Origin of the sequence: Mycolicibacterium iranicum, from assembly GCF_014190915.1 — a bacterium.
Lineage (GTDB): Bacteria > Actinomycetota > Actinomycetes > Mycobacteriales > Mycobacteriaceae > Mycobacterium > Mycobacterium iranicum_B.
This window is the reverse complement of sequence record NZ_JACHVU010000003.1, coordinates 474,204-491,658: the sequence shown is the minus strand read 5'-3', so window position 1 is coordinate 491,658 and position 17,455 is coordinate 474,204. Positions and strand designations below refer to the sequence as shown.

Here is a 17,455-nt window from a genome sequence, read left to right as displayed (position 1 = left end):
CCTTTCGAGTCTACCGACGACTTCGACGGGATCCGGGGTCCACGGCCCGGCGGGCCCGGTGTGACATATCGCACGCAAACATCAGGTGAACAGTCGAAAACGATTGCATCACAAGCGGTCCGCTGTCAGTGCTGAACGAGGCTCAGGAGCATGTCGGACCCCAGCGCCTGCGTCCCGTCGAATCGCCACCGGTGCGCCTGGGTGATACTCGACACACCCACCTCGTCGACGGCCATGACGGGTCCGCCCAGCAGGATCGGGGCCACATAGGCCAGGATCCGGTCGATCACACCGGCACGCAGGAAGGCACCGGCCAGCGTCGGGCCGCCTTCGAGCAGGATGTCGGTGCGGTCGGACAACGCCTGGACCACCTCGTGCGGGTCCCGGGTGCGGATCACCATCGTGCGCGAATCGTCGTTGAGAACCGTTGCGTCAGGCGAGATCTCACGCATACCGACGACCACCCGCAACGGCTGGTGGTCGGCGAGGCTGCCGTCGGGCAGCCGCGCCGTCAGCGCCGGGTCGTCGGCGAACACGGTGCCGGTGCCGGCAATGATCGCATCGGCGGCCGCGCGCCTGCGGTGTACGTCGGCCCGCGCGGCCTCCCCGGTGATCCACTTGCTCGTGCCGTCAGCCGCCGCACTGCGACCGTCCACGCTGGCCGCGAATTTCCACGTCACGTGCGGCATTCCGGTGCGCTGCTTGTGCAGCCACTCCCGCAGCGGCCCACCCGCAACGGCATCGGACAACACTCCGGGGTGGACCAGGACGCCCGATTCGGTGAGCCGTGCCGTTCCGCCGGCCGCCACCGGGTTCGGGTCGGCGACGGCGAACGCGACCTCGGCGACGCCGGCGGCGAGCAGGGCGTCGACACACGGCGGAGTGCGCCCGAAGTGGTTGCAGGGTTCCAGGGTCACCACCGCGGTGCCGCCGGCGGCCCGCTCCCCCGCCCGCCGCAAAGCGACGATCTCGGCGTGCGGACCGCCGGTAGGCGCCGTCGCGCCGACCCCGGCGATCTGGCCGTCACGATCCAGGATCACCGCGCCCACAGGGGGATTCGGGTAGGTCCGACCCTTGACCCGGTCGGATTGCTCGATGGCCGCGGCCATCGCGGCCTCGTGGTTCACAGCGTCAGGTGCGAGGACGCCGAGGCGGCCTGTCTGCGCAGAGCCTCGACCGCGGCGGCGGGGTCCTCGGCGCTGTAGACCGCCGAGCCGGCGACGAAGCAGTCCACCCCGGCCTCGGCCGCGGCCTCGATCGTGTCAGCGTTGATGCCGCCGTCGATCTCGATGACGATGTTCAGCTCACCGGAGTCGACCAGCCGTCGCGCGATGCCGACCTTGGGAAGCACCTCGGCGATGAACTTCTGGCCGCCGAAGCCCGGTTCGACCGACATGATGAGCAGCGTGTCGAAGTCGCGCAGGATCTCCAGATAGGGGTCGATCGGGGTGCCCGGCTTCACCGACAGGCCCGCCTTGGCGCCCGCGGCCCGGATGTCGCGGGCCACCGCGACCGGGTTGTCGGTGGCCTCGGCGTGGATGGTGACGTTGTAGGCGCCCGCCTCGGCGTAGGGCGGCGCCCACCGCTCGGGGTTCTCGATCATCAGGTGGCAGTCCATCGGGATGCCGGTGACCTTCAGCAGCGACTCCACCACGGGCAGACCGAGAGTCAGGTTCGGCACGAAGTGGTTGTCCATCACGTCGACGTGCAACCAGTCCGCGCCCTCGACCGCGGCGGACTCGTCGGCCAGCCGTGCGAAGTCGGCGGCCAGGATCGACGGTGCGATGAGCGGTGCAGGCATTGGCTCAGCCTATCGGGGCTCCGTCAGCCGGCCGCGGGATCGACCCGCAACGCCGCGGCGAACATCGCGTCGGTGCCGTGCCGATGCGGCCAGAGCTGCACCGACGGGCCTTCGCCGGTGTCGTCGGCGGGCGCGAACAGCTCGCGGGTGTCCAGCGCCGTGACCGGATGCCGGCGCAGGGCGTCGGCGACCACGCCCGTGGTCTCGGCCAGGTGCGGCGAGCACGTCGCATACAGCACCACACCCCCGGGGCGTGTGAGCCGGATCGCCGAGGCCAGCAGTTCCCGCTGCAGCTTGGCCAGCTGCGGAACATCGCCGGGCTGGCGCCGCCAGCGGGCCTCCGGGCGGCGGCGCAACGCGCCCAGACCGGTGCAGGGGGCGTCGACGAGGACCCGGTCGAACCCGGGTGTGAGCCCGGACTCCCGACCGTCGACGCGAACGACCTCGACGGGCAGGCCCGCGGTGTTCTGCTCGACCATCTCGGCACGCCTGGGCGCTGGTTCCACCGCGGTCACCGACGCACCGCTGTCCTGACCGAGCGCGGCCAGCAGCGCAGTCTTGCCCCCGGGACCGGCGCACAGGTCCAACCAGCGTCCCCCGTCGGCACCCTGCAGTGGCGCCAGGGTCAGGGCGCGGGCCACCAGCTGGCTGCCCTCGTCCTGCACGAGCGCGCGGCCGTCTCGCAGCGCGGCCAGTTCACCGGGGTCGCCGTCACGCAGGTACACCGCATACGGCGAGTAGTCGCCGACCGTCGCGCCGGTCTGCTCCGCCAGCTCGGCCGCCGTCATCGCACCGGGCCGCGCCGCGAGATGCACCACCGGGCGGGAATCGTCGCTGGCCAACAGAGCGCCCAGTTCGCCGGCGCGGGCGCCGAGCGCGTCGGCGAAGGCCTGCCCCACCCACCGCGGGTGGGCGTGCACGAAAGCCAGATGCCCGACCGGATCGCGGGAGGCGGGCGGTGCCAGCTCCTCGACCCAGGACGCCTCGTCGCGCCGGGCGATGGTGCGCAACACTCCGTTGACGAATCCGGCTCGCGCGGTGTCGAATTCGAGCCCCGCCTGCTCGACGGTGGTGGACACCGCGGCGTGGTCGTCGACCCGGGTGCGCAGCACCTGGTAACTGCCCAGCCGCAGCAGGTCCAGCAGCACGGGATCGATGCGGTCCACCGGCCGGCCCGCCGCGGCGGCGATGACCGCATCCAACAGCCCCCGGCTGCGGCAGGTGCCGTAGGTCAACTCGGTCGCGAAAGCCGCGTCCAGTCCGGAGATCCCGCGCTCGCGCAGGATCGCGGGCAATGCCAGGTTGGCATAGGCGTCGCGCTCGGACACCGCGCGCAGGACATCGAACGCCGCCTGCCGCGCAGGGTCGAGATGCTTGCGGCGGCCCGGCCGCTTCCTGTCCGGCCGAGTCACTGCGCCCACCCCGTCTCCTCGGGGCGTGCGCCGCGCGCCCAGTCCGCGGCATTCATCGGCTTCTTGCCGGGTGGCTGCACGGTGCCCAGCTTCACCGCGTGCGAGCCCGTCCCGATGTGGACATGCTTCTTGTCGACGCGAATCTCACCGGGCGCCAATCCTTTCGGCTCATCGGTGGCGACCGTGACTGGCCCCACCTTGACGCGCAGGTCGCCGATCATCGTCCACGCTCCGGGGTTGGGGGTCACCGACCGGATGCGGCGATCCACGACGTGGGCGGGCAGGTCCCAGCGGACGCGGGCGTCCTCGACGGTGACCTTGGGCGCGACGCTGACCCCGTCGACCGGTTGCGGTACGGCGGTGAGGGTGCCGTCCTCGATGCCGTCCATCGTCGCCTCCAGGAGGCCAGCCCCCGACTCCGACAGCCGGCCCAGCAGATCGCCGGCGGTGTCGGTGGGCCGGATCGTCTCGGTGACGACGCCGAAGACGGGTCCCGAGTCGAGACTCGGTTCGATCTGGAAGGTCGTCGCTCCGGTCACCTCGTCGCCGGCTGCGATCGCGGCCTGTACCGGCGCCGCACCCCGCCACGCCGGGAGCACCGAGAAGTGCAGGTTGACCCAGCCGTGCGCCGGCACGGCGAGCAGTCCGTCACGCAGCAGGGCTCCGTAGGCCACCACCGCACAGCAGTCCGGCGACAGCGCGTCGAGCTCGGCGACGAACTCCGACGAGTTCGGCTTGTCCGGCTTGAGCACCGGGATTCCGTGCTCGGCGGCCAGCTGGGCCACCGGTGAGGGTGCCGGTGTGCCGCGCCTGCCCGCTGCCGCGTCCGGGCGGGTGAGGACGGCGACGACGTCGTGGCGCGGCGAATCGATCAGCCGTTGCAGGGACGGCAGGGCGGGCTCCGGTGTGCCGGCGAAGACGAGACGCACCGCGCCAGTCTAGGGAGGCCTAGCGGGGCGTCCGGTAGTACTCCTTCTCCGTCACCCCGGTCAGCGGTGCGACGAACATCCACGGGATCGTGGTGAGCTGCCGGTTCAGGGTGGCTGCGGCGTCGTTGTAGTACTGACGCGCGAACGCGAGCTTGTCCTCGGTGTCGGCGAGATTGCGCTGCAGATCCAGGAAATTGTTCGACGAGTTCAGCTGCGGGTAGCTCTGCCCCAGTGCCAGCAGGGGCGCCAGCGCGGAGTCCAGGCGTTGCTCGGCCGCGCTGCGCTCGGCGACCGATCGGCCGCTGGTGGCCGTCGTCAGCGCCGCCCGCGCGTCGGTGGCGTGGTCGAGGATGTTCTTCTCGTGCACGGCGAAGGTCTGCACCGTGTGCACGAGGCCGGGGATCAGCGAGGCGCGGCGGGTGAGCTCGACGTCGATACCCGACAGCGCCTCGGCGACGCGGACGTCGGACGCCCGAATCTTGTTGTAGCCCATCACCAGTGCGATGAGCACCAGCACCGCGAGCACCAGGACGAGAACGAGCAGGAAACTCACCATGATCCACCTCCTCCTCCGCCACCTCCGCCACCGCCACCGCCGCTGCTGGAGCTGCTGCCGCCACCGGACGACGAGGAGGACGACGAGGTCTGCGATGCGGTATAGGCACCGATCGAGGACGACAGGGCCGATTCGAAGCTGTCGAAGTCGGCGCCACCGGAGCCGCCGCCGATCCCCGACCCCCTCGATGAGTGCGTCGACGAGTGGTACCAGTCGGGTTGCGGCGCCGCGGTTCCGGTGTACGCCTGGTACTTCTTCGCCCACAGTGCCGCGACCCCGGCGGCGACCGCGAACGGAATGTAGGCGGTGTAGAGGTCTTTGCGGGCGGCGAAGTCGAATCTCGACTCGGCCGAGTCGGTGGCCAGCATGCGGTGGAATCCGCCGACCCGGGACCACAGTTCGCGGCCCGCCCGGGTCCGCCGGGTACCCACGCCGTCCCGCCACGACCCCGCCGAGAGCACGAAGAACGCCGCGAACGGCAGGGCCCACATCGTGACGGGGAATCCCCAGCGGAAGAACGCGCAGACCATCAGGACGAAAGAGCCCGCGTTGGCCGCACGTAGCCAGAGTTCCTTCTTCCGAGCGACCAGCAGCCCGGAGTCCAGCGCCCACTTCTCGACCGCGGCCGTCATGTCGGTCTTGGCCCTGGTCAGTTTCTCTCCGGACTTCACGGTCTTCTTGGCTTCGAAGTCCGACCCCGGGTTCATCACCTTCAGCGTGGAGGCCACCGCGATGCTGACCGGGTCGACGTCAGCCCACGCCCCCGGTTCCGCGATGCCGGTGACGGTCCAGTGTTTGTCGCTCTTCTGCTTCAGCGCGACCAGGCCGCGTTCGGCGAGGTGGAACAACGTCGCCGTCAACCCCTGCCTGGGGACCGACTCCGTGCGCAGATACTCGGCCTGCACGGGGCCCAGGCCGGGCGGCGGCGCGTACTGCAGCGGGAAGCCCGGCGGCTTCTCCAGCACGCTGCGGAACCACAGCAGCGCGAGGGCTCCGAGCAGCACGGTGAGCGCACCGACCCAGATCACCCCGGCGATCGACTGGCCCAGCACCCGGTCCCAGGCCTGGGGCCAGGGCAGATGCGCCTGCGGCGGCGTCGGCACGTCGACCCCGGCGCGGACCGTCACCGGCGTCCGCGGCGGCAGCGACTCGGCACGCAGTCGCAGGCTGGCGCCGGCGACCGTCAGGTCGTCGCATTCGCGTCCCACGCCCGATCCGACCGAACACTGCACGGTCCCGACCTCGCCGGGCAGCGTGACCGTGATGTCGGCGCGCTCGATGCGGTTGTTCCAGGCGGGGGCGATGACGTTCCAGAAGAAGACCGACGGCGGAGCCGTCGAATCAGACCCAGCCGGCGAAACCGTGGGCCCGGGCCCTGACGGAGACGGTCCGTCGGCGCCCGCGGACCCGGCGAACTGACGGTCGGCACCGACGCTGCCGGGGTCGAGAACCCCGGCGATCGTGTAGCGGATCTCGAAGACGTGGCTGCCCCAGGCGAGGTAACGGTCGGGGTCCCCGATCTTGGCCACCCGGAACCGGCCGCCGTCCTCCCAGAGCATCTGGTAGGGCACGGGCTCTCCGTCGAGCTCGATCGAGACGACCTCGGGTTTCTGGCGCAGCCCCGGATCGTTCTGGTTGGCCACGTCCCAGTAGCGGAAGATGCCGTGGCGGTCGGAGCCGGGGAACTCGGTGGTAATCGTCTCGACCGCGGTGAGCCGGCCGGCCGGGTCGACGGCCATGTCGACGTCGTAGTCGGTGATGACCACCGGATCCTCCACGGCGGTGGGGCCGCCGGAGCCACCGGTGAAGACCACCGGCCACAGCACGCCGACGGCGATCAAGATCAACGGAATCAGCGCCTTGAGCATCCGCCCCGCCGTCATGGGCATCACCCTATGTGCAAAGGATCGATCTGGATGCGAACCGGCTCCTGGTCGTGGCGCGCGCTCTGCACGGCCGCGGCGCGCCGCAGCGCGGCAGCGAGCTCCAGACCTCCTCGGCGCGGCACGCGCACGAGCATCCGGTGCACCGGGGCGTCGGCCGCCATCCCCGCGGGGCGACGCGCGCCGACCGGGAGGTCCACCGGCCCCAGCGGTTCGGCGGTGTCCGGCAGCGCCGCGGCGCCGAGGAGGGCGTCGACCGCCGCGGGCGTGCCGTCGATCGCCGCCATGTGCGACGCGGGCGGCAGGCCCACCTCGCTGCGGGCGTCCAGTTCGGTCTCGGCGTGCCCGACGGGGTCCCAGCGGATCAACGCCTGCACCGTCGGGATGGCGGTCTCGGCGACCACGGCGACCACACCGCCGTCGGCCCGGCTGCGCACCAGTGCCGAAGCCGCCATCCAGCGCCGCAGCGTGTCCTCGGCGGCCCGGAGGTCCTGGCGTCCCAACAGGGCCCAGCTGTCGAGCAGCAGCGCCGCGGCGTAGCGGCCGTCGGCGACGGGCTCGACGCCCGGCGTTGCGACGACGACCGCGGCGCGCCGGGGCACCGACGCCACGACGTCGTCGCCGCCGGAGGTGATGACCTGGGCGCCGGGGAATGCCCGGCCGAGTTCCTCGGCGGTGCGGCGGGCCCCGACCACGACGGCCCGCACCGCATCGGACCCGCAGCGGACGCACCGCAGCGCCAGTTCCTCCCGGCCGCACCACCGGCAGACCGCGCCGGGGGCGTCCCGGCCCGGCAGCGACAGCGGACCGGTGCAGTGCCGGCATCGGGCGACGGCGCGGCATTTCGCGCAGGACAGCGCGGGCACGTAGCCACGGCGGGGCACCTGGACCAGAACGGGCGCGTCGGCGGCCAACGCGGCGCGGGCGGCGTCGAGGGCGACCGTCGGCAACCGCGCGGTCCGCGCCGCCGCGTCGCGCTCGTGCGCATAGGCGCTGTCCTCCAGCGCGATCACCCGCGGTGCGTGCGTGCGCACCGTCTGCCGGGTGGCGGTCAGGTCGTGGGCCCAGCCGCTGCGTACCAGTGCCTGGGCCTCGGCCGTGCGCGCATACCCGCCGATCATCGCGGCGCAGCGCAGCTGGTGGGCCCGCAGCATCGCGACCTCGCGCGCGTGCGGGTAGGGCGCCCGCGGTTCGGCGAGGGAGTCGTCCCCGTCGTCCCACATCACCACCAGCCCCAGATCGGCGACCGGCGCGAAAACAGCGCTGCGGGTGCCGATCACGACACGTGCGTCACCGCGCAGCACCGAGAGCCAGCGCCGGTACCGTTCCGACGGCCCGAGACCCGCCGAGAGGGCCACCACCCTGTTGCCCGGGACGATGTCCGCCGCCGCCGCGTACAGCAGGTCGACGTCGCGTTGGTCGGGCACCACGGCGAGCACGCCGCGGCCCGCATTCACCGTGACCGCGGCCACTTCGGCCAGCCGCTGCGACCAGGACTCGCCGGGGAGCGCCTGCCAGACCGCCCGCGCCGCACGACCCTGCTGCAGCGCGGTGACGAACTGCGCTCCCCCGCTGTAGGACGACCACGCCTCGGCGTCCACGTCGACCGCGCCGAGCGGGTCGAGGGGCTCTCGGGCCTTCTTCTCCACGGCTGCGTGCCGTGGCGGCACGGCCAGGCGCACCACGTCCGCGCGGGTTCCGGCGTAACGGGCGGCCACGGCGTCGACGAGGCGCCGCACGTCGTGGGTCAGCACGCATTCGGCCGAGACGATCTTGTCCAGCCAGCCCAGCTTGCCGACATGGTCCGTGTCCGAACGCCTTTCGAGAACGAACGCATCGACGAGCCTGCCGTGGAAACGCACCTTGGCCCGCACGCCGGGCTGTGCGTCGTCGGACTGCTCCGCCGGGACGAGGTAGTCGAACTCGCGGTCGAGGTGCGGCACCGTCAGCATGGGCAGAACACGGGCGATGGGCTCGTGTTCGGCGGCCTGCCGGGTGGTCGTCACCTCGCAGGTGTAGCAGACGGCGCAGACGACCGTCCGAACAGGAGCCCGGCGGTGATCAGCAGCAGCGAGGCCGCATAGACCCACCAGATCGGGACGGCCAGCGCCTCCGCGTTCGTCGGAGCGAGAACGAATCTGCTGATGCCGATCATCGCGTCGGACACCGCGAAGCACACCCCGCCGAGGGCCGTCCACGGCGTCGGCAGGTCGGCCAGCAACGCGACGCTGACCATCGCCCCCAGCACGGTGATATAGGCGGTGACGGGCAGGGCCATCCCCTGCTCGACGAGATTCGGCCAGAACCACGCCAGCAGCGCCACACAGGCCACCACGATGACCGCGACCCCCACGAGCCGCCGCGGCGAACGTGTCGCCAACGGCAGCAGCGCGGCAAGGAAACACAGGTGCGCGACGAGGAAGGCCGCGAGACCGAACACGAATGACGGCTCCCACCACGGCATCGCCAACAGGAAGTCCCCCGCCGCGGAGAACAACAGCGCGCCGGTCAACCACCGGCGCTCCCGCGCGAACCGGTGGGTGAGGGCGGCACCGGCGAGCAGTACGGCGGCCAGCGCCTTGACCGCCGGCTGCAGCGCGAACTGTCCGGTGAGCTCCGCGCCCGCGGGAACCCGTGCCGCGGTGGCGATCAGGAACACGCCGTAGCAGGCCGCCACGACCGCGGCCGAACTCCACAACGCCCTTGTCATGGGAAGAACCTACTAAATTCAGTGAATTGAGCACGGCGGTGCTCTGATAGGTTGGCGCTGATGGTCCGTACCCGTCGCAGCCGGCCACCGGAGCGAGTCCGGGTCGCAACGCTCGACGTGCAGCACGGCTACCGTCGCTCCGCCGTCGTCGTAGGGCCCGTCGACGTACCGTCGCTCGACGTACTGGCCGCCCGCTTCGCCGCGATGGCCGCGATCGGACCGGAATCGCGGGTCGGGCTGCAGCCGTCCACCGCCGCAACCCGGTGGCGGTACACCCCGGCCGTGTCGGGGGACGTGCTGGGCACCACGACACGGGATCCCGGTGATGAACCCCTGGCGCTGCTGGCCACTCTGCGTCAGAGCCCCGGGCACGGAATCCGGATTCTGGCCGGCGGCGACTATCTCGCCATCGATTTCAGCCACGGCCTGGGCGAGGTGCCGCTGCTGGACCTTCTGATCGGCGTTCTGCTCGGAGCCGTCGATCCGGCGGACGGCGGCGTGTGGCGCCCCTATCGGCACCGGGCCTCCCCCCTGCTGATCGCGGCGCTGCGCGCGATCGCGCTGGGCCCGCAACGGCTGATCCCGCTGTGGCGTCAGCACCGGCGCAATGTCGGCATGGCGGAAAGCGTTACGCGCGCAACCAAAGTCGACGTCACGCCGTCCCCGGCGACGAGAGCCACGCAGATACCGGCCGAGGTCGTCACCGACCTTCGCCGGCGGCGCGATTCGGCGCTGCCGGGCGTCTCCATGTTCGCGCTCTACACCTGCGCCCTGCACCGGGCCTTCGCCGCAGCGGGTTTCGACGTCGACCCGACCGTGACTCTCCCGTTCGATGTCCGCCGCTATCTGCCGGGGGGCAGGAGCACGCTCGCATCGTTCTCGGCAGGTCTGGACTTCCGGCTCGACGGAGGCGGTGGGCCGCGCAGACTTCACCGCGAGATGGCGGACGCCGGGCGAATGGCACGGCCGGTAGCCAACCTGATGGCAGGGACGGCCAAGACGCGGATCGCCCTGCGCTCCGGCCGGCACCCGCAATGGCAGCTGCCCGCCGAACCCCGCCTGCGCCTGCTGCATTCGAGCGTGGGCACTGTGCCCCACGGGCCGTGGGAGTTCAGCGATCCCGGGCAGGCGCGAATCCTGGTGGCCAGCGATCCCGTCAGCCCGTGCGGGGTCACGGTGACCACCGCGTCGGTGCTGGGCTCGCTGTGGCTGACCGCCGAATTTCACGACACGCTGTTCGACGCCGAAACCCTTTCTCGCGCACTGGATTCAGTGCCGGAACAGGTTCGCGCCCTGACCGCCTGACCCGCGCCGTGGGCCTAGCCCCCGCCTCCGCCTCCGCCCCCGCCATCGGGCGGCTCGCCGCCTCCGCCATCTGGCGGCTCGCCGCCGTGGTTCTCCGGGGCCCAGTACTCGTTCACACTGCGCCACACCCGCGTCTCGCCCTCGTCGTAGATCTGCGTCCACTTTGAGGACCCGCGCAGCGCGTCCTGCACCACGTCGACGGCCTCCGGCCTGAAGTCGCCGTAGTAGCGGATCGCCTTGTTCGCCTGTTCGCTGAAGAGCACGTAGACCACGTAACCGCCACTGGTCACCTCGTCGTTGAGCGTCCTCAGATCGTCCTCGGTGGGGAACTTGGCTCGCAGCTCGGGCAGGTTCGGGTCGCGGCCGTCCCAGAGGTCGTAGCTGACCGGTTCGTCGAAGTAGGGGTTGAACAGCGTCACGTCGGCGTACCCGGCGTTGAGGCGCGACGGCATCCCGCCGAGGCGCAGCATCACGAAGCGGGTGCGGATGTCGGCATCGGCGGTGAGGGTCTGCATCAGGTCGACCTGGGCTCTGGTCTCGTAGATCATGGGCCACAGCGCCACATACCCGTGCAGGCCCGCGATGGCCGCGCCGGTGATTCCGACCGCTGCGGCCGCGCGGCCCAGTGCCCGCCGCACGGTCCCGCCCACCCCGTCGAGGCCGGCGACCACCGCCGGGGCGATCAGCACAGCACAACCGAGCAGCGCATAGAGATAGACCCGGAAGATGGCCTCGCCGCCGTAGCTCTGTCCCAGCAGCAGGCCGAACGAGCTGAACGCCACGATGCCCAGCGTCAGCACCGGACGTTTGCGGCGCCACATCCAGACGGCGACCGCGAACGCGGTGAGCACCACCGCGATCGAGAGCAGGCGCACCACCATCGAGGTGAAGTCCTTGGCCGGCAGCCCCGAGGTCACGATGTTGCTCGAGGCGTTGTCCAGCGGGCTGCCCCCCGACAGCAGCCCGTAGGGCAATACCGCCTCGAGGTTGAGCAGCAGATAGGACACCGCAATCAGGACCATCGCCACGGCCACCCACCGGGGCCTGGCCCGCTTGAACAGACAGAGCAGGCACGCCGCGCCCATCGCCCAGAACGGCGTCAGCTGGTGTGTCGGCACGGTCGCGGCGAACACGAGGATCGCCAGCACACCGCACGCCCGGCTGCCAGGTGAGGCAAGCAGCAGCACCAGCATGCCGAACACCAGCACGATGGACCACGCCTGCGGCGAGAAATAGTCCTGCCCAACCCAGTTGACGATCTCGGCAAGGAAAGCCGCGGTCAGCGCGGTCCGGCGGGACCGACCGAGCACGCGCCCGGCGGTGTACACCGTCAGCGCGATCAGCACGTGCATCGCCGGCGCGAACACGTGCGCGACGGTCATCGCGGAGAATCCGGTCACCTCGCAGAACCACGCCCAGGTGGTGAAGAACGCCGTCCACTGCGCGTAGATGTCGGTGCCGTCTGGCGCGATACGGCCGTTGACCATGATGTAGTCGACGACGGCGAGGTGCTTGTAGGTCCAGTCGTACAGCGGGACTTCGGTGGCGACGACGGTGGTGACCCGGGCGACGACGATGGCCGCGCCCACCGCGACGGCCGCCGGGACGAGGCGCCGGTCGCGCACGGCAATCAGCAGCGCCCACGCGCACAGCACGATGCAGACCGCCAGGACCGGCCCGGTTCCGGAGAACAGCAGACCGTAGTAGCTGGCGTCCGACCCCGGCAGGCCGGGAACCGCGGCGGCCCACAACGCGACGGCTAACGCGCTGAGTACGAGCGAAAGATGTCTGCGCAGAACAGATCTGCGGGGTGTGGCGTGCGCCGCGGTGACCCGCCAGTGCCACCGACGCGGCGCATCGAGGATGCTGGTGCGGTGCCGGTAGTACCAGTAGGCGCTGCTACCGCCGACGCCCACCACCTCGACCCAGAGAATGTCGGTCGGGTCCCAGCGGTACGACCACATCGCCGCGATGGCGACGATCGTGACGACGGCCATCCCCAGGACGGGCACCGTGGACAGCAGCGCGCGTCGAGGAATCCGCACCCACGTCAGGATCGCCGCTCCCGGACCGACGGCGATGAACACGACCAACGCCACGGCGCGCACCGCGCTGGGCAGACCGGCCAGCGCGAGCGCACCGGCGACGGCGCCCACGACCGCGAGATCGGGCATACGCACCGGAATGACCGGTATCCGTTGGCGCGCCGCCGGGGTACGCGGGTCCCGGGGCGGCGCATAGTCGGTGACCGGGTCCAGCGTCGCGGTCATCGGGGGCCCGCCCCGGCTCTGTTGCGCGCCTGCTGCCGTCTGCCGAGCCACAGCGCACGGGGCCCGGCCAGCACCGAGAGCACCTCGGTCCGGCCGACCGAGGTCGGCACGTTATCGGACGTCCCGCTGGGCACACGGTTCGCGGAAGCCATGATGGCGCCGTAGTCCGCGCCGGCCCGCAGTGACGACCGGAAGCGGCGACGGATGACGCGAGCGGCGAGCCTTCGATCGGCGGCGTCCAGGGCGACCTTGGTCAGCCACGCGCCCAGGCCGAGGCCGTATCCGCGGGCCTGTTTCAGCAGCGCGTCGTTGTCGCTGCGGTGCCGATGCCACACGATCGCCGCCGGCTCGGTCGCCAGGGTGTCCCCCGCGGTGAGGACGCGGAAGAAGATGTCGAGGTCCTCCCCGCCCTGCGACGGCGTGCCGGCACCGAGGGCCTCGTCGAATCCCCCGAGTTCCAGGATGCGGTCGCGCACGACGGCAAAGTTCGCACCGGTGCCGAACCGGCCGACCTGGAACGGGAACAGCGGCTGGTCTGCCGGCGGGGTGGCCATGCTGTAGACCCTCGGCCGCAACGATTCCGCCCAGGACACCCGCTGGTCGAAGTAGGCCTGTGCGGCCGTCCGCAATTCGCCGCTGGGCACCAGGCCCGACACACACGTCACCTGCGCAGCGCGGCCGAACCCGCGGGCGAGGCCCTGCAGCCACTGCGGGTCGACGACGACGTCGTCGTCGGTGAAGGCCACCACCGCATGACGAGCCGCCCGCAACCCCGTGTTCCTCGCGGTGGAGAGCCCGGGAACGGGTTCACAGACCCGGCGCACCCGCGGATCTCCCAGCGCCGCCACGACCTGCGCGGTGGCGTCCGTGCGGGACGCATTGTCGACCACCACGATCTCGAACTCCGGATAGTCGAGCGAGAGCAGGGATTGCAGCGCGTCGGCGAGCTGGTCGGGGCGATCTCTCGTGCACAGCACGACCGACACGGGCGGTGATACGGCAGGCACCGGTTCGTCGATGTCGGCAGCGGACGGAATCTGCAGGCGCACCGTGTCACCGTCGATCGGGGCCTCCACGAAGGCCACCGGCACTCTGTGCCGACGGATCAGCACCCGCGCCCACCGGTAGCCGTCCGCATGGCGGGCGACGAATTCGACGGATCCGTCCGGTTCGGGGGTGAAGTCCTCGACGTCGAGCATGCCGATCCAGCGGGCGTGGCCCCATGTCGGAACGGCCTGCGGCGGCATCGCGGGTTCGATCGAGACGTGTTGCTTCACAGGGCCGTCACCTTCACCCAGTCGACGAGCATGGCGGACGGATTCGGGGTGGACGCGTCCGGCGGCCCGGGCCAGTTCCCGCCGACCGCGAGGTTGAGCAGCAGGAAGAACGGGGCGTCGAACACCCAGCGGCTCTCGGGGGCCAGGTCGGCCGGGGTGACGGTGAGCAGTGTCGTGTCGTCGACCCCGGTCACGATGCGGCCCGGCGTCCGGTTCACCCAGTAGGTGTGGAACTGCCCCGCCAGCGCGAACGGTAGCGGACCCGACGCCGAGACCTCCTGTCCCCGGGGCGTTCCCGGCCTGGGCGCATGGACACCGGTGTGGAACTCGGTGGCGAGGTTCAGCGTCTCGATGACGTCGATCTCGCCGGCTGCCGGCCACCCGACCTGGTCGATGTTGCTGCCGAGCAGCCAGAACGCCGGATGCAGTCCGGCGCCTGCGGGAAGTTTGATGCGGGCCTCGGCCCGGCCCGTGGTGAACTCGAAGCTGCCCTGGGTGGTCACGCGCGCGGAGGTGATCCGATCCGCGGAATCGGCCCGGGCGGTGATGGCCAGGTTCCCGGCGCCGTCGAGGCTCACGTTGGCGGGATCGTCGGTGTAGACCTGCATCTCGTCGTTACCCCAGCCGCCGCCGCCGGTCTGGTAGCGCCACCGCGGCGAGAGCGGGGCGCCCGCCGGCCCGTCGAAGTCCTCGAACATCAGCACCGGCGGACCGGCCGGCTCGGCCCGGCTGACCGTGGTCGGAAGACTGCACGCCGTCAGCACGGCGACGCAGAGCAGCGCGGCCAGACGAGGCGGCCGTGAACGGGAAAAGAGCTGTGTCACCGCGTGTTTCCGACCAGTTCACTGCCCGCGGTGTGCCTGCCGGGGGTCTGCGGACGCCGCAGCCCGGCCGTGCCGAGGGCGATGACGGCCACCAGGACTCCGTACACCGCAGTGCGCTGCGCGCCACCGGGCCCGAAGATGTCGTGTCCGCCCACGAAGGCGAGGAAGCCGAGCAGACTCGCCACCCCCGCCACGACGGCGACGCCCCGGCGTTCGACCGACATGGCGGCCGTCGATCCCAGTGCGACGAACAGGACGCTCACCGAACCGAGCGTCATGAACGTCACGATCGCGGTGAGATTCCAGGAGTAGTCGACGCGGTTAGTGACCACACCCGAGGCCGCCAAGCCGAACCCGGCGACCATCAGCAGGATCGCATGACCGCGGTCGGTGACCCGCTGGACGATCCACCCGGCGGCGACCACGGCGACCGCCACACCGGTGACGACCAGCCCCACGTTCATCACCGGATAGAGCCGGCTGCACGGCCACTCCCCTGCCGGCCCACAGAAGGCGACACCCAGCGGGCCGAGCAGGTCCTCGCGATAGCCGTAGTTGCCGCGCCAGGTCGCCGACACGACCCATTCCGCGGCGAAGAAGAGCAGCGTCGACAGCGACGCCCAGGCGGTCACGCGCGGGTTGGCCAGCCAGCCGAGAAGTCTCAGCATGACGGCTCCTTTCGCGCCTGCGCGGTGTGGATGAGGCCGACGGCGTAGCCCGCTGCCGTGACGAGCAGGCCCCCCGTCAGCGCCAGCATCCGGGCGGGCTGCCGTCGGGCATGCCACAGGCCCGAGGGCAGAGTCCTCGTCGTGTAGGCGCGTTCGCTCTCCAGGGAGGACCGGTGCCCGCAGAGGCGCGTGAGCATCGCCTTGCTGCGGCCTTCGTGGAAGCACCGCCGCACGAAATAGCGGACGGTGGCGCGGTCACCGGGAACGTCGTGCGACACCGCGAACGACGTGCGGCGAATGATGCGGGTCGACGGATCCCGTTGCGCCAACGCGATGCCCATCATCGTCTCCTCGCACCCGGTGGGCAGGGTTCCGACGCGGCCGAGCCGCGAGGAGAACCCGCCGACCTCGGCGAGATCGGTGCGTCGCACCGCCATCGCGGCGCCGATCGGGTTGCGGATGGTCGCCCCGTCTGACGGCAGACCGCGGTAATCGCAGCCGACGACCCAGCCGAACTCGGGTGGGAACCACGACGGGCGGGCACCGGCACCCCAGGACGGATGCACCGCCCCGCCGAGCGCGGTGATGGCAGAGTCAGCGAAAACCGAACGCACACAGTCGAGTGCGGCCGGACGCAGCCTGGCGTCATCGTCGAGGAAGACGATCACGTCACCGGAAGCCGTCTCGAGCCCGGTGTTGCGGGCGCCGGACAGGCCGCGGTCGAAGGTGTTCTGTGTGATCGTCACCCCCTCGCCGTAGGAGGTGCAGAGGTCGCGGTAGAGAACGTCGTTGCCGTCGACGACCAAGATCAGTTCGTCCCCGGGCGCGAGCTGACCCAGGGCCGTCTCCGCGGCGTCGGCCAGGCTCCGGCGACGCTGCTGGGTGTAGCAGCAGATGACCACGCTGATCGACTTCGTCGCCTCGTGCGCCTCGTGCAGAGGAAGGCTGGGGGCGGTCACCGCATCAGGCCGGCGAACGCGGCGGTTCTGACGGCGCGGTGCTCCCGGCGCTCACGGCTGATCGTCCGCAGCACGCGCAACCCGTCGGTGACGGCGTTGAGGTTGCTCCGGCCGTAGATGCGCTTGCCCTCGAAGCTGCCCACCTCGTCGATGGCCCAGCCGCTCCTGGCCGCGCGCACGTTGATCACGGTCTCGATCTCGAAGCCGTCGCCCCACTGCGGATCGGCCAGTTCGATCGAGGGCAGGTCGAGGCAGCTCAGGTTGCGGCGCCAGAATGCGTTGTAGCCGTAGCACAGGTCGCTGAACTCGGTGTCGAAGAGCTGGTTGACCAGCCAGTTCAGCCCCTTGTTGCCGATGCGCCGCAGGTGGGTGATGTCGTCGCTGCCCCCACCGCGGGAGAACCGGCTGCCCTTGGCGAGGTCCGCCCCGTTGATCAGGGCATCGACGAACAACGGGATCTCGGCCGGGTCCGTGGAGCCGTCCCCGTCGATCATCACGATGATGTCGCCGGTCGCGGCCAGGAACCCGCAGGCCAACGCATTGCCCTTGCCCGCGCGGGTCTGTTCGATGACGGTCGCACCGGGCCACAGCTGTCTCGCGACGTCGGCCGTGCCGTCCACGGAACCGCCGTCGATCACGACGATCTGATCCACCGGTGGCATCCGCTTCGCCACGTACGGAAGATTCCTGGCCTCGTTGCGCGTGGGGAGGACGACGGTCACCGTCGGCCGGTCCGAATTTCCGGGCCGCGGACCCGGAATATCGTGCAGAAAATTGCGGAAATCGGACCCCACGCGTACGGCGGAATTCGGAGCAATATCCGTCACGTCGCGAAACTCCTTGATCGATTTGTTATTGGCG

The 17,455-nt window shown here is 71.0% G+C and carries 15 protein-coding genes; 1 reads left to right on the top strand and 14 read right to left on the bottom strand.

What is annotated here, in order from left to right; genetic code table 11:
• Window positions 1-125: 125 nt before the first annotated feature.
• Genes ribD through FHR72_RS09605 form a run of 8 tightly spaced genes read right to left on the bottom strand, consistent with a single transcriptional unit; the run spans window position 126 to window position 9,291 of the window.
• The gene (gene ribD, locus FHR72_RS09640) at window positions 126-1,127 is read right to left on the bottom strand and encodes a bifunctional diaminohydroxyphosphoribosylaminopyrimidine deaminase/5-amino-6-(5-phosphoribosylamino)uracil reductase RibD (RefSeq protein WP_183467697.1); all 1,002 of its coding nucleotides are present in this window, start codon (window positions 1,125-1,127) and stop codon (window positions 126-128) included.
• Entirely contained in the window at window positions 1,124-1,801 is a 678-nt protein-coding gene (gene rpe, locus FHR72_RS09635; protein ID WP_183467696.1) for a ribulose-phosphate 3-epimerase, read from the bottom strand. Before rpe ends, ribD begins: the two co-directional genes overlap by 4 nt.
• Before the next feature lie 23 nt (window positions 1,802-1,824).
• A complete protein-coding gene (locus FHR72_RS09630; protein ID WP_183467877.1) occupies window positions 1,825-3,213 on the bottom strand; it encodes an RsmB/NOP family class I SAM-dependent RNA methyltransferase in 1,389 nt (462 codons plus the stop codon).
• A complete protein-coding gene (gene fmt, locus FHR72_RS09625) occupies window positions 3,210-4,142 on the bottom strand; it encodes a methionyl-tRNA formyltransferase (RefSeq protein ID WP_183467695.1) in 933 nt (310 codons plus the stop codon). Before fmt ends, FHR72_RS09630 begins: the two co-directional genes overlap by 4 nt.
• A 19-nt stretch (window positions 4,143-4,161) precedes the next feature.
• A complete protein-coding gene (locus tag FHR72_RS09620) occupies window positions 4,162-4,698 on the bottom strand; it encodes a LemA family protein (protein WP_183467694.1) in 537 nt (178 codons plus the stop codon).
• Window positions 4,692-6,581, bottom strand: coding sequence for a DUF2207 domain-containing protein (locus tag FHR72_RS09615; protein ID WP_183467693.1), 1,890 nt, complete (start codon window positions 6,579-6,581; stop codon window positions 4,692-4,694). Before FHR72_RS09615 ends, FHR72_RS09620 begins: the two co-directional genes overlap by 7 nt.
• A gap of 5 nt (window positions 6,582-6,586) precedes the next feature.
• Window positions 6,587-8,587 carry a primosomal protein N' gene (locus tag FHR72_RS09610; RefSeq protein ID WP_311736106.1) on the bottom strand — a complete coding sequence of 667 codons (2,001 nt, stop codon included), beginning with the start codon at window positions 8,585-8,587 and terminating at the stop codon, window positions 6,587-6,589.
• Window positions 8,584-9,291 (bottom strand): lysoplasmalogenase, encoded by a 708-nt coding sequence (locus tag FHR72_RS09605; protein WP_183467692.1) that lies wholly within the window; start codon window positions 9,289-9,291, stop codon window positions 8,584-8,586. The genes FHR72_RS09610 and FHR72_RS09605 overlap by 4 nt, the downstream gene beginning before the upstream one ends.
• Before the next feature lie 60 nt (window positions 9,292-9,351).
• On the opposite strand from FHR72_RS09605, the gene FHR72_RS09600 reads away from it, so the two are divergent.
• On the top strand, window positions 9,352-10,596 hold the full coding sequence (locus FHR72_RS09600) for a hypothetical protein (RefSeq protein WP_183467691.1): 1,245 nt from the start codon (window positions 9,352-9,354) through the stop codon (window positions 10,594-10,596).
• A 14-nt stretch (window positions 10,597-10,610) separates the two neighbouring features.
• Here the strand turns inward: FHR72_RS09600 and FHR72_RS09595 are convergent, their stop codons facing one another.
• The 6 genes from FHR72_RS09595 to FHR72_RS09570 are packed head-to-tail and all read right to left on the bottom strand — an operon-like array spanning window position 10,611 to window position 17,364.
• Window positions 10,611-12,866 carry a hypothetical protein gene (locus FHR72_RS09595; RefSeq protein ID WP_183467690.1) on the bottom strand — a complete coding sequence of 752 codons (2,256 nt, stop codon included), beginning with the start codon at window positions 12,864-12,866 and terminating at the stop codon, window positions 10,611-10,613.
• The gene (locus FHR72_RS09590) at window positions 12,863-14,113 is read right to left on the bottom strand and encodes a glycosyltransferase family 2 protein (protein WP_183467875.1); all 1,251 of its coding nucleotides are present in this window, start codon (window positions 14,111-14,113) and stop codon (window positions 12,863-12,865) included. Before FHR72_RS09590 ends, FHR72_RS09595 begins: the two co-directional genes overlap by 4 nt.
• A 26-nt stretch (window positions 14,114-14,139) precedes the next feature.
• Complete coding sequence (locus FHR72_RS09585) at window positions 14,140-14,931, bottom strand: glycoside hydrolase family 16 protein (RefSeq protein ID WP_396888422.1); 792 nt, start codon at window positions 14,929-14,931, stop codon at window positions 14,140-14,142.
• Window positions 14,932-14,963: 32 nt separating this feature from the next.
• Complete coding sequence (locus FHR72_RS09580; RefSeq protein WP_183467689.1) at window positions 14,964-15,635, bottom strand: hypothetical protein; 672 nt, start codon at window positions 15,633-15,635, stop codon at window positions 14,964-14,966.
• Complete coding sequence (locus FHR72_RS09575; RefSeq protein ID WP_311736104.1) at window positions 15,629-16,594, bottom strand: glycosyltransferase family 2 protein; 966 nt, start codon at window positions 16,592-16,594, stop codon at window positions 15,629-15,631. Before FHR72_RS09575 ends, FHR72_RS09580 begins: the two co-directional genes overlap by 7 nt.
• Complete coding sequence (locus FHR72_RS09570) at window positions 16,591-17,364, bottom strand: glycosyltransferase family 2 protein (RefSeq protein WP_221193345.1); 774 nt, start codon at window positions 17,362-17,364, stop codon at window positions 16,591-16,593. Before FHR72_RS09570 ends, FHR72_RS09575 begins: the two co-directional genes overlap by 4 nt.
• Window positions 17,365-17,455: the final 91 nt, after the last annotated feature.